Consider the following 13388-nt stretch of genomic DNA (forward strand, 5'->3'; position numbering starts at 1 on the left):
CAGTTAGTCGATAGAGATAACTTCATAGCAAAACTGTTTATCAGCGACCTTAAATTCAATCTCATCGCCAACTTCTTTACCCATTAGAGCCTGACCGAAAGGTGCATTTGCCGTCACGATGGCAATCTCATTCTCATTCCACGTGACAGAAAGTCCGCCGACTCTCGGCCCCATAAAGAAATGTTTATATTGATCATGCTCGTCAATGACCACAACGTAGCTGCTCACCGTAATTCGCTCACTGTCGCGCAACACTAAGTTACGATAACACTGAATATCGTCTTCACACTCTTGCACTCTTACGGCTTGGCCATGGGCAAGATACGAAGCTTCTAGCGCCAATGTATCGTACTTATGTTCAGGCACAGTCTCTTCATCTGTCGCAGCATCAATCGCACGCTGAGTCGCAGATTGTGCGATACGTAATCGGGATTCGAGTTGCTCTATGATTATTTGGCGAAGCTCAGACTTATTCATACTATTGGAGTGCTTTTCTATAGGAGCTACAGAATAGAATTAGGTACAATCAGGTGCAAGACATTTGATTCATCAAGCGACGCTATCATGAATAGGCGCCCGCTTTAGCATCAATACGACACTTAATAACTCAGGTAGAACATAAATGATTGAGCAGAAGCTAAAACAAGTATTCGGATTCGACTCACTGCGTAATGGGCAAAAGCAAGTCATTGATAACGTTCTATCTGGTCACTCGACTGCCGCGATATTCCCGACAGGCTCAGGTAAATCGCTGTGCTATCAATTACCAGCATTAGAGTTACCGCACTTAACCTTGGTGATATCGCCGCTGTTAGCCTTGATGAAAGACCAACTCGCTTTCCTGCACAGTAAAGGTATTAGTGCAGCTGCAATCGAGTCAAGCCAAGACAGACAAACCACACAACAGGTTATGCAGTCGGTACGTAACGGTGACACCAAGATCCTCATGATCTCCGTTGAGCGCTTGAAGAACGAACGCTTTCGTCAGTTTATCTCTCAAGTGCCGATCTCGTTACTGGTGGTAGATGAAGCGCACTGTATTTCAGAATGGGGACACAACTTCAGACCCGATTACCTGAAGCTTCCTCAATACCAAAAGCAGCTCAATATTCCTCAGGTTCTGCTACTGACAGCCACCGCAACCACCTCGGTTATCCAAGACATGAAGTCAAAGTTTGAAATTGATGAGGAGCGCGTGGTGGTTACGGGTTTCTATCGTCAAAACCTCGACCTGTCGATTCAACCTTGCGAGCAAACTAGCAAGCTAGAAACCTTGTGCAATGTGGTTAACCAAGCTTCTCTCGCTCCTACTATTGTTTATGTCACCCTTCAACAAACAGCCGAGATGGTGGCTCAGCAACTTCGTAACGCTGGCGTTAATGCCGTGGCTTACCATGCGGGTCTTAAACCTGAAAACCGAGATGCAATTCAGCACCAATTCATGAATGATGACGTGAGCTGTATCGTGGCAACCATTGCGTTTGGTATGGGCGTGGATAAGTCCAATATTCGCCGAGTTATTCACTTTGACTTACCAAAATCGATAGAGAACTACTCACAAGAGATCGGCAGAGCTGGCCGAGATGGGCAAGCGTCTGAATGTATTTTACTGGCTAACAAACATGGTTTAAGCACACTCGAGAACTTCGTTTTTGGTGATACGCCAGACAACATATCGATCCAAGCGGTATTAAAAGAGATCTACGGAAATCAAAGCACTGGTGCTTCAGGCTCGAATCAATGGGAGATCATGCTTAACCAATTATCACGTGAATCCAACATTCGTCAATTACCGCTAAAAACACTGCTGGTGTATCTCGAAATTGAAGGCGTGATTGAACCCAAGTACAGCTACTTCGCAGACTACAAATTTAAGTTCATTCGCCCGAAACAACAAATCACCGAACAGTTCCAAAATGAACGCCGTCAGTTTGTAGAAGCGATCTTCCAATGTTCACCTCAGGCAAGAGTGTGGTGCCAAGTCGACTTCGATGCGCTTTGGACACACTTCCAAGCCGATCGTCAGCGTGTGATTGCGGCTATCGACTACTTCAACGAACAAGGTTGGATTGAACTGGAAAGCAAGCAGATCACCGATGTCTACGCGATCCACAATACTTCTGAAGATATGATGCAACTGTCAGAGCGTCTAACTGAGTTGTTTAAAGCAAAAGAAAACAGCGAGATAAACCGTCTTAACCAGATGCTGAACTTCTTTGAGGCGGATACTTGCCTAAGCTCACGCCTTGCGAGTTATTTTGCCGATGATAAAGCACCTACAAACTGCGGTCATTGCTCTGTATGTCGAGGAGAAGTGGCAATCTTACCAACCGTTGATGTTGAACCTGTCGATGATGAGACGGTGATGACATGGATACATGAGTTTATTTCTGCTAGCCAACAACTGATTACCGACGAGGCGATTACTCGCTTCTTATGTGGAATCGCAACCCCGCTTTCAACCAAACTCAAAGCCAGTAAAATGGTCGGTTACGGCAAGCTAGAGCAGCAACCATTCAGTGATACCTTAGCGCGAGTTAAACAGCTTCCTAGGTAACCCAACTTCCTTGTTTAGAAAAAACCGACTAGGTTATCAAATCTAGTCGGTTACATATGGCTTAGATTCCTTAGCCCCGAGATTCAAGCTTTCTTCTCTTCTATAAACTGCGACCAATTTAATCATTCCTGCCATTAAAAACCTCAAAAACAATCAATAACCTTCAAAAACTAGACACCATTTCAAATTGATTAACAATCGGCCAACTTTCAAATTTTGATTAATACCCTCTATTTTGTATTAAAGGAACCATAGAATGGTCAAGAAGATATCTCTATCTTTTCTTATAGTTATGCTCGGTTTATTTTTGGTCGCATTAACATCTGCAAATCACTATCTCAACAACTGGAAATGGGAAAACATTCAAGTTAATAACGACGAAGTGGTCAGTGTTGTTTCTCAAACGTTTGAGTCGAACCTAGAAGATACAAAGTCTATGATTCAACAATTCGCGTTTCTACTTCCATATTACGGAACCGACGCCCCTTTTGACGAATCTCGAACGCTCCGAGTGTTAGATAGAGTTCATTCCGCAAACCCTGCTTTTATCGATGTTTATTTTGCAGACATTAATGGCACCCCATTTAGCGCACTATCCAAAGGCTGGGTGAAGGATTTTAATGTTATCGAAATGCAAAGAGAGTGGTTTCTCGCCATATCCGCAAAAGACAATACTAGCTATATATCAGCTCCCTATGTTAGTAACACAGGTGAACGAGTTATTTCAGTATCTGCACCAATTAAGAGAAGTGGACAGTTAGTTGGAGTATTTGGTGTTGATATAACACTGTCTGAGTTAATGCCAGAGTTTGGTGTCGAATTTGCTATTACAACAAAAGATGGCGAGATTGTGATGGCAGACGCCTCAACCAGAGAAACAGGCTGGGTGAATAAAAATATCTATGATTTACGTCCAAACTTTACAACACTGACCAACACCCCCTATCTATATAAAGCTGAGGGATCTGACGAACCGTACACAGTATCCAAGCAGCCACTGACAGATAGCTACGACTTGTTTGCATGGACTAACCAAAGTCATGAAGACACTATGAATAAAAGCCTAATGACAGGGATCATAGGGTTGTTCGCATGTATTGGTATTTTACTGATGATAACTGTTTATGTCGCTATTCAAAGACAGCTTAGAAACCTACCAATTATGGTATCAACGCTTGAAAAAATGTCCGTCGGCGAATTCACTCCTATTGAGTCCAACTCTAGTAATAACGAACTCGATCAGGTACAAACTTCATTACAACGGTTACAGGAAAGTATCTCTAATATTGTCGAACAGTCGAATATTAAGATGTCAGATTTAGCCGTACAACAAACTAAGATAGAACAGCTAATCGATGATACAAACACCAATGCAAGCTCTGGGTTTAATAATGTAGAACAAGTAGCAACTGCTGCAACTGAGTTATCAGCAGCTGCGTCTAGCGTATCAGACAACGCTGCGCACGCAGACAGAATGGCGAAAGCCACTATGCAGGTTATTGAAACCAGTGCCAACGTAATCAGCGAAGCCGATAATATAAATCATGATGTGAGTTCAGCGATGGCAGAATCAGCCATTATCGTAAATGAACTAAGGGAGCATTCTGAACACATAAACTCGGTGGTTGAAGTTATCAACTCAATATCAGAGCAAACAAACTTACTTGCTTTAAATGCCGCAATAGAGGCAGCGCGTGCTGGAGAACATGGACGTGGATTTTCAGTAGTCGCTGATGAAGTAAGATCTCTTGCAAAGAGAACTCAAGTATCTACGGTGGATATCAAAAACATCATCACACAACTTCAATCTCAGTCCAGAAAAGCTGACGAATACATGTCTTCAAATACGGTATTGGTTCAACGCTCGCAAGAAATGATGCTTGAACTTTCACAAGCCTTCTCCGATATCAGACAACAAGTTATAGAAATATCTGAAATGAACACCATGGTATCTTCTGCCTCAGAAGAGCAAAGTATCGTGACGCAAGATATTACCGAACGTATTGAAGGTATTAACACAACAGTAAAAAACAGTGTAACCAGTGCTCAACATACTCAAGACGCCAATATCGTTATTTCAGAAAAAACGGCAGAACTCAAAGAGGTGTTAGCCTTTTTCAATATTAGTCAGATAGGTAACAGAGGCCGAGACTCATAATAACTTCGCTAATAATCCAAACAAAACACGCTCAATAAGGCGTTCGAGTAACGAACGCCGAAACACATTGGGAAATATGTCGCACCACGAAATTCATATGACGGGTGCCCACTCTAAAAAAAACTCAACTGACGCATTTGGTCTTTGGGTTGCAGCATTACGCTTAAACCAAGCAGGCGTATTTCTCGCCCCTTTTGTCTTTTCAGTATTTCACTTAGAAGTTCTTTGAAGTGTTCACGATCGAGAGAGGCGTGGATGTGTTCAATCGTGGTTTGTTGAAAGTCGGCGAACTTGAGCTTAATGCCCTGCTTGATAATCGCTTTACTTGGGCTGGCTTTTTCTAAGCGAGTTTCGAGTTCAGGAAATAGCTTGTCTTCGATTACCTGCCAACATTCAGCGTAAGTTGAAATATTTTGAGTGAAGGTGCGCTCTACGCCTACCGATTTTCGCTCGCGCTCGATGATAACTTCTCGATCATCAATGCCATGACTGCGCTTCCAGAGTGATGCACCTTGGCGGCCAAACTTGAGTAGCAGGTCTCGATAATCAGACTCTTTAATATCCTTACAAGTAAAGAAACCCGCTTGATGCAGCTTTTCAATGCTCACCTTGCCAACACCGGGAATCTTTTCAAGTGGCAGCTCATCAATCACAGCTTGAACGTCCTGTGGAGGGATAACAAACTGACCATTGGGCTTATTCAGATCCGAGGCTACTTTGGCCAAGAATTTAATCGGCGCAATTCCTGCAGAAGCGGTCAGGTTAAGCTCATTCCAGATATCACGGCGAATCGACTCGGCAATAAGTGTTGCTGAACCGTGGCACTGCTTAGAATCGGTGACATCAAGGAAAGCTTCATCCAAGGAAAGAGGCTCAATGATTGATGTGTATCGAGAGAAGATTTCGCGGATTTTTTTAGATATCTCAACATAGACCGACATTCTTCCCGGCACAACCAACAGATTAGGACAAAGCTGTAGGGCTTTTCCTGTCGGCATTGCAGAGCGAACACCAAACTTGCGGGCTTCATAATTACAGGTACTCAAAACACCGCGTTGCTTTTCATGCCCACCAACAGCTAACGGGCGATTTCGGTAAGCAGGGTTATCACGCATTTCTACAGCCGCGTAAAAACAATCCATATCAACATGAATTATTTTTCTTACTTTCTCTTCACCCGCGCTACACATCTAGGAATTACTCGACCTTACAACTGTATCTATAAACAGTATAATCCAATTATTATCAGATTTAAAACGATCTCGAGTCCAGCTAAAGAGGTTTCGCTTCAATAGCCATGAGCTCTTCTGATACTATTGTTAACGAGTATTTAGTCTATAAGTAGGGATCGCTTGTGAGTGAAAAAATACTAGTAGTGGAAGATAGCCGAGCATTCCGCAACTACCTGTACCAACAGCTTAAAAATAGCGGTTATGAGGTAGCAGTTGCTGAATCGATTGCAGAAGCAAAAAACATCTTGGAACAAGAGACGGATTTCTTGTGTGCCGTATTGGATTACTGCTTACCTGACGGGCAAGACGGTGAGATCATTGACCTCGTCTTAGGCTACCAACAGAAAATCATTGTCCTGACCGGGATGTTTGACAATCAACTGCGAGAGCAAGTCCTAGCCAAAGGCGTTATCGATTACATACTTAAAGACAGTATGTCATCAGTAAGCTACCTACTCCCTCTAGTTCAAAGAATTTCGAATAATCGCTACCACAAAGCATTGGTTGTCGATGATTCAGCGGTCGTTCGCCGTTACATAGTTCAACTTCTAGAACACCAATATATCCAAACAATCCAAGCCGAAGATGGCGAACAAGCATTAAAGCTTCTTCATAACGACCCTGATATTACATTCGTTGTTACAGACCATGATATGCCGAAGAAAGACGGTATAGCGATGATCCGTGAGATTCGACGCGATCACGACAGGAACCAGTTGGCTATTCTAGGGTTATCGGGCAGCGATGACCGCACCATGACAGCTCGATTCCTTAAAGCGGGGGCTAACGACTTTCTTTACAAGCCTTTTAACCAAGAAGAGTTTTTCTGCCGAATCCATCAACTGCTTGATATGAAAGAAGCGGCCAATGAGCTGTTTCGACATGCCAACGAGGATGCTCTTACTGGCTTATGGAATCGTCGCTACCTGTTCAATCATCCTTGTAAAGGCTGTGATCAACGAAACATCGCGATGATGGACATCGACTTCTTTAAGAAAGTGAATGACACCTTTGGCCACGATGGTGGTGATGCTGTGCTGATCGATGTGGGGAAAATCATCAAAAATCATTTCAAAGACGATGTCGCTGTGCGCTTCGGTGGTGAAGAGTTTTGTATTCAGTCATGCGGTGCATTTGAGAGCTTTGTTGACAACTTAGAGTCCATGAGAGAAGCGATTGAAAGCCATGTTGTTGAGCATGACTCTCAAAGAATCAAGGTCAGTATCAGTATCGGCGTAACCGATTTAGACGCGAAGTTAGATGAACAGATCAAAGCCGCTGATGAGCTTCTTTATACGGCAAAAGAGCAAGGTAGAAACCAACTAGTGTTTGCGCGTAACAGCATGCAAATCGAACAATAGTCATTCGCTTTTGTTTCCATTTTGGTATGCCAAGATTAATTTCTAGACCTCAAAACTAAAAAAGCTCAAGACGATAATCTTGAGCTTTTCAATTTGAGGGCATAGATAACTCTATCCCTTATGACTGTCACCAATTAAGCGATACGGTCTTTACTCCAAGCCGCTTCTTTTTGTTGACGCTCAGCCAGCTTCTCTTCACGGTAAGCTTCACGTGCTTCACGCTTCTTACGCGCGTCACAAGGTTCAGGGCAGTTACATACTTTATCAATACCAACAGCACCCAAACCGCCACAGCTACCTTTCACAACTTTCTTTTGGATAATGTAGCCAATTGACATCGCTGCGATTACTGCAAGAAAAACACCAAATGTAATCAGAAATGTATTCATAATTATCTCGCTTACCTTATTTACCTAAGTATGGCTTAAATGCTTCAGAAGCAATTTCTTTAAAGCCATCTGCTGTTTTTACCACCATGAACACTGGGATGTTATGTTGGTTTGCGACTTCCATTCCTTTTTCCTCACCTAAGACCATAAGGCCCGTAGATAAGCCGTCTGCAGTCATTGAAGACGGGTTTAAAACAGTCACAGAAACCACTTTATGATGAAGAGGCTTTCCTGTTTCTGGGTTGATGATGTGTGAGTAACGAACACCATCACGCTCAAAATAGTTGCGGTAATCACCAGACGTTGCGATCGCCATATCACCAGGTTCGATGATCTCTTGGATGTTGCGCTCGTCAATACTTGGCTTTTCGATGGCAATACGCCAGCCTACACTTTCGCGGTTAAGGCCTTTTAAACGGATTTCACCGCCGACTTCTACCATGTAGTTGTGAATACCAATTGAATCAAGGTAATCAGCAACAACATCAACGCCCCAACCTTTTGCAATGGTTGACAGGTCGACGTACAAATTAGGCAAATCTTTAGTTAGCTTGTTGCCTTCAACGCTCAAGTGGTGAATACCGACTTTAGCTTTACGAGCAGCAAGCTCTTCATCTGATGGAACTACTTCCGGACGCGCTTCAGGACCAAAACCCCAAAGATTAACTAATGGACCAACCGTAACGTCCAACGCTCCTTCAGTAAGACCGTTCAAACGAATGGCTTCTTTCACAACAATAGCGGTTTGTTCAGATACTTCGAATGCGTCCGCACCTTTGTGTTGGTTGAAACGGCTCAGCTCTGAGTCTTCACGGTAAGTCGACATTTGATCATTCACTTCTTCAAGTAGACGATCGATCTCTGTATGAACTTCATTAGACTCGGGAAATTCATCACCATTGATGTATTTAATATTGTAACTGGTGCCCATAGTCGGGCCACTTAAATGCACTTGCTCTCTTGCCTGCTCACAGCCCGCAAGAAAAATCAAAGAAGTTAATGCAACAAGCCAAATTCTCACTTGCTTACTCCTGTCTAATGTTAAGGATTTATATAAGGAAAAATAAGAGTAAAAAATAGGTATTTTGAATGCCTTACTCTTTCTTATATAAGCCAGTATGTTGTCAAAAATAGTCTTAGAAAAACAAATGGCTGACTCGTGAGAGTCAGCCATAATATCAATCACTTAAATGGATTAACCACCGAAGTCATCTAGTAGGATGTTTTCATCTTCTACACCAAGATCTTTCAGCATGCCGATAACAGCCGCGTTCATCATTGGTGGACCACACATGTAGTACTCACAGTCTTCAGGAGCTTCGTGATCCTTCAGGTAGTTTTCGTACAATACGTTGTGGATGAAACCTGTGTAACCGTCCCAGTTGTCCTCTGGTTGAGGATCAGACAGAGCACAGTGCCACACGAAGTTCTCGTTTGCAGCCGCTAGGCCATCGAAATCTTCAATGTAGAACATCTCACGCTTAGAACGTGCACCGTACCAGTAAGACATCTTACGAGTAGAGTTAAGACGCTTAAGTTGGTCGAAGATATGTGAACGCATTGGCGCCATACCTGCACCACCACCGATGAATACCATTTCATTGTCTGTGTCTTTAGCAAAGAACTCACCAAATGGACCAGAAATAGTACATTTGTCGCCTTCTTTAAGAGACCAGATGTATGAAGACATCACACCAGGAGCTACGTCAGGGTTGTTTGGCGGCGGAGTTGCGATACGCACGTTAAGCTTGATGATGCCTTTCTCTTCTGGGTATGAAGCCATAGAGTAAGCACGGATCGAATGCTCTTTAACGATAGACTCGTAACGGAACAAGTTGAACTTATCCCAGTCACCACGGTATTCCTCAGGAATATCGTAATCTGCGTATTTCACGTGATGTGGTTCAGCTTCAATCTGAATGTAACCACCCGCGCGGAACGGAACTTCTTCACCTTCAGGGATCGCTAGAGCAAGTTCTTTGATGAAAGTAGCTTCGTTGTTATTCGAGATAACAGTACATTCCCACTTTTTAACACCAAAGATATCTTCGTCTAGTTCAATCTCCATGTCAGTTTTCATAGCAACTTGACATGCAAGACGTTCGCCTTCGCGAGCTTCACCTTTTGTGATGTGATCAAGTTCAGTCGGAAGGATGTCGCCACCGCCAGACTTAACTTTCACACGACACTGACCACAAGAGCCACCGCCGCCACAAGCAGAAGATACGAAGATACCAGCGCCAGCTAGGGCACCAAGTAGCTTGCTACCAGGTTGAGTAACGATCGCCTTTTCAGGGTCGCCGTTTACAGCAATAGTGATGTCACCTGATGGTACTAGCTTAGACTTAGCGAAAAGAATCACTAGTACTAGAGCCAATACAATAATGGTAAACATCGCTACGCCAAGAATAATGCTTTGCATTTGTTATTCCTTATTACTGGGTGCTTACCCTACAGTTGAACACCAGAGAAAGACATAAAGCCTAACGCCATCAGACCAACAGTAATGAACGTGATACCAAGGCCACGAAGACCTGGAGGAACGTCAGAGTACTTCATCTTCTCACGGATACCCGCAAGAGCAACGATAGCTAACATCCAACCCACACCAGAACCGAAGCCGTAAACAACAGATTCAGCAAAGTTGTAGTCACGAGTTACCATGAAAGATACACCACCAAAGATTGCACAGTTAACTGTGATCAGTGGAAGGAAGATACCTAGTGCGTTGTACAAAGGTGGGAAGAAACGGTCTAGAACCATCTCTAGGATTTGTACAAGTGCCGCGATAACACCGATGAATGCGATGAAGTTAAGGAAACTTAAATCGACACCTTCAACAAGCGCGTTTTCTTTCAGGATGTGTGTGTAAACAAGGTTGTTTACAGGAACAGCGATTGTAAGTACTACAACTACCGCAACACCAAGACCAAAAGAAGTTTTAACTTTCTTAGATACCGCTAGGAATGTACACATACCTAGGAAGAAAGAAAGCGCCATGTTTTCGATGAAAATCGATTTAACTAGCAGACTAATATAATGTTCCATGACTACCTTACCCCTTCGCTTCTACTTGTTCTGGTTTGAACACACGAATTGCCCAAATCAAGAAACCAATTAGGAAGAATGCAGAAGGTGCTAGAAGCATCAAGCCGTTTGGCTGATACCAACCACCGTTGCTCACTAGAGGTAGTACTTCCATACCAAATAGTTTGCCAGAGCCTAGAAGCTCACGGAAGAAACCAACAGTGATAAGAACGAAACCGTAACCAAGACCGTTACCAAGACCATCGATTAGAGATGGGATTGGCGCAGACTTCATTGCGAATGCTTCAGCACGACCCATTACAATACAGTTAGTAATGATTAGGCCTACGAATACAGATAGCTGCTTAGAGATATCGTATAGGTATGCTTTAAGCACTTGGTCTACCACGATTACTAATGATGCGATAATTGCCATCTGAACGATGATACGCACACTGTTAGGAATGTGGTTACGGATCAAAGAAACGAAGAAGTTAGACAGAGCAGTAACAAACATTACCGCGATAGTCATAACAAATGCTGTTTCTAGCTTAGTGGTTACCGCAAGAGCAGAACACACACCAAGAACCTGTAGCGCGATTGGGTTGTTGTCCAACACCGGCGCTAAGATGCTCTTTTTAATTTCTTTTGCACTAGACATTAGTTCAGACCTCCGTCACGAACTTTTGCTAGGAACGGACCAAAGCCCATATCACCTAACCAGAAGTCAAATGTATGTTGAACACCAACGCTAGTCAGTGTTGCACCAGAAAGGCCATCTACACCGTGCTCAGAACCTTGAGGAGCGCCACCTTTAACAACCTGAATAGCAGGTTTGTGGTTTTCGTCGAATAATTTCTTACCAACGAATTGAGCGCGCCAAGATGGGTTCTCAACTTCACCACCAAGTCCAGGAGTTTCACCTTGCTCGTAGTAAGTGATACCAGAAACTGTGTTGCCATCAGTTTCTACCGCAACGAATGCGTACATCATTGACCATAGACCGTTACCGTGAACAGGGATGATAACTTTAGAAGTTTCAGCGCCATCTTTCACAAGGTATACAGTACCCGTGTTAGCACGACGAAGGATCTTAGCGATGTCATCTTCAGCTGAAAGCTTGATTGACTGAGCTGGATCTTTTGCCGCTTTACGTTGGTCGTATGCAGCAGCATCGCCGTCAACGAAATCGCCAGTAGCGAAATCAACTAGACGAGGTTCAATGTTCTCTGCGTACAGTTCAGGGATATTACCCGCAAGTTCAATGCCCGCAACTTCAAGGATCTTAGTTTGCTGATCCAGAACCGCGTTAGCTTGTTGCTTAGGTTTAAGAACAACTGCAGCTGTTGAAACGATGATTGAGCACACTAGGCTCAATGCGATAACAACAAACAGCGTCTTTTTAATGCTATCGTTATTACTTGCCATAGCGCGCTAGTCTCCGCTTAATGTTCTTCTCGATTACAACGTGGTCAAACAGAGGAGCAAATAGGTTTGCGAATAGAATCGCAAGCATCATGCCTTCTGGGTATGCAGGGTTAACTACACGAATCATTACACACATTGCGCCGATTAGGATGCCGTACCACCACTTACCTTTGTTGGTAAATGAAGCTGATACTGGGTCAGTCGCCATGAAGAACATACCGAATGCGAAGCCACCTAGAACTAGGTGCCAGTGCCAAGGCATGCTGAACATTGCGTTAGTATCAGAACCGATCACGTTAAACAGCGTAGACACAGCAATCATACCGATCATTACACCAGCAATGATGCGCCATGAAGCGATACGCATGTAGACGATCATCGCTGCACCAATCATAAGTGCTAGAGTCGATACTTCACCGATAGAACCTGGGATGTTACCAATGAATGCGTCCATCCAAGTGATTGCTTCACCAGATGTTACGTTCATTAGTGCGCTACCGCCGCCTTGAGCCCATTGGCTAAGAGCAGTTGCACCAGAGAAACCGTCTGCAGCAGTCCAAACTACGTCACCTGAAATCTGTGCAGGGTATGCAAAGAATAGGAACGCACGGCCAGCAAGTGCAGGGTTCAGGAAGTTACGACCCGTACCACCGAAGATCTCTTTCGCTACAACAACACCGAAGGTAATACCTAGTGCTGCTTGCCATAGAGGAAGTGTTGGCGGAACGATAAGCGCGAATAAGATAGAAGTAACAAAGAAACCTTCGTTTACTTCGTGCTTACGCACCATACAGAACAAAACTTCCCAGAAACCACCAACGATGAATACCGTTGCGTAGATAGGTAGGAAGTAAGTCGCACCAAGTAGCATCTTGCTGCCAACACCTGCATCGGCTCCTAAGGAGGCTCCAAGCATTTCGGTTAGCCAGTAGTGCCAGTTACCGCTGATAACAGATGCTAGTTCAGCGCCTGCGTACATATGGTTAAGTGCTGCGATAGCTTGGCCACCCGCGTTGTACATACCCCAGAACATTGCTGGGAATACCGCGAACCAAACCATGATCATGATACGTTTTAAATCAACGCTATCACGAACGTGCGAGCTTTTCTTTGTAATAAGACCTGGCGTGTAGAACACTGTCGCTGCTGCTTCGTAAAGCGCAAACCACTTCTCGTGTTTACCACCTGGCTCAAAATGATGCTCGATGTCTTCAAGAAACTTTTTAAGGCCCATGA

12 protein-coding genes are annotated in these 13388 nt (G+C 43.8%); 3 read left to right on the forward strand and 9 right to left on the reverse strand.

The features are described 5' to 3' along the window. Positions 1-3: 3 nt before the first annotated feature. Positions 4-477 carry a GreA/GreB family elongation factor gene (locus MSG35_RS18245; RefSeq protein WP_108195598.1) on the reverse strand — a complete coding sequence of 158 codons (474 nt, stop codon included), beginning with the start codon at positions 475-477 and terminating at the stop codon, positions 4-6. Between the two features lie 145 nt (positions 478-622). Here MSG35_RS18245 and MSG35_RS18250 point away from each other — a divergent pair, with 145 nt between their 5' ends. Together MSG35_RS18250 and MSG35_RS18255 are read left to right on the forward strand one after the other, a co-directional pair. Then, positions 623-2557, forward strand: coding sequence for a RecQ family ATP-dependent DNA helicase (locus MSG35_RS18250; RefSeq protein WP_248384695.1), 1935 nt, complete (start codon positions 623-625; stop codon positions 2555-2557). 256 nt (positions 2558-2813) lie between these two features. After that, on the forward strand, positions 2814-4715 hold the full coding sequence (locus MSG35_RS18255; RefSeq protein ID WP_248384696.1) for a methyl-accepting chemotaxis protein: 1902 nt from the start codon (positions 2814-2816) through the stop codon (positions 4713-4715). A 113-nt stretch (positions 4716-4828) separates the two neighbouring features. On the opposite strand, the gene dinB is transcribed toward MSG35_RS18255, so the two are convergent. Further along, positions 4829-5905, reverse strand: a complete 1077-nt coding sequence (gene dinB, locus MSG35_RS18260) for a DNA polymerase IV (protein WP_248384697.1) — start codon at positions 5903-5905, stop codon at positions 4829-4831. A gap of 164 nt (positions 5906-6069) precedes the next feature. Between dinB and MSG35_RS18265 the strand changes: the two genes are divergently transcribed. Beyond that, positions 6070-7308, forward strand: a complete 1239-nt coding sequence (locus MSG35_RS18265) for a response regulator (protein WP_248384698.1) — start codon at positions 6070-6072, stop codon at positions 7306-7308. A gap of 134 nt (positions 7309-7442) precedes the next feature. On the opposite strand, the gene nqrM is transcribed toward MSG35_RS18265, so the two are convergent. The 7 genes from nqrM to MSG35_RS18300 all read right to left on the reverse strand — a co-directional run bounded on the left by nqrM (position 7443) and on the right by MSG35_RS18300 (position 13386). Beyond that, positions 7443-7697, reverse strand: coding sequence for a (Na+)-NQR maturation NqrM (nqrM, locus tag MSG35_RS18270; RefSeq protein ID WP_009848378.1), 255 nt, complete (start codon positions 7695-7697; stop codon positions 7443-7445). A gap of 16 nt (positions 7698-7713) precedes the next feature. Continuing rightward, complete coding sequence (locus MSG35_RS18275; protein ID WP_048607978.1) at positions 7714-8718, reverse strand: FAD:protein FMN transferase; 1005 nt, start codon at positions 8716-8718, stop codon at positions 7714-7716. Positions 8719-8892: 174 nt separating this feature from the next. Then, on the reverse strand, positions 8893-10119 hold the full coding sequence (gene nqrF, locus MSG35_RS18280) for an NADH:ubiquinone reductase (Na(+)-transporting) subunit F (protein ID WP_017631923.1): 1227 nt from the start codon (positions 10117-10119) through the stop codon (positions 8893-8895). A 29-nt stretch (positions 10120-10148) separates the two neighbouring features. Next, positions 10149-10745: an NADH:ubiquinone reductase (Na(+)-transporting) subunit E gene (nqrE, locus tag MSG35_RS18285; protein WP_009848375.1), complete on the reverse strand. Its 597-nt coding sequence runs from the start codon at positions 10743-10745 to the stop codon at positions 10149-10151. Positions 10746-10752: 7 nt separating this feature from the next. Then, positions 10753-11385 carry an NADH:ubiquinone reductase (Na(+)-transporting) subunit D gene (locus tag MSG35_RS18290; RefSeq protein ID WP_008223083.1) on the reverse strand — a complete coding sequence of 211 codons (633 nt, stop codon included), beginning with the start codon at positions 11383-11385 and terminating at the stop codon, positions 10753-10755. Beyond that, on the reverse strand, positions 11385-12152 hold the full coding sequence (locus MSG35_RS18295) for a Na(+)-translocating NADH-quinone reductase subunit C (protein WP_017059911.1): 768 nt from the start codon (positions 12150-12152) through the stop codon (positions 11385-11387). Before MSG35_RS18295 ends, MSG35_RS18290 begins: the two co-directional genes overlap by 1 nt. After that, positions 12142-13386, reverse strand: a complete 1245-nt coding sequence (locus MSG35_RS18300; RefSeq protein WP_017067139.1) for an NADH:ubiquinone reductase (Na(+)-transporting) subunit B — start codon at positions 13384-13386, stop codon at positions 12142-12144. The genes MSG35_RS18295 and MSG35_RS18300 overlap by 11 nt, the downstream gene beginning before the upstream one ends. Between the last annotated feature and the right edge of the window lie 2 nt (positions 13387-13388).

The organism is Vibrio sp. 1CM23M, from assembly GCF_023161755.1.
GTDB lineage: Bacteria > Pseudomonadota > Gammaproteobacteria > Enterobacterales > Vibrionaceae > Vibrio > Vibrio coralliirubri.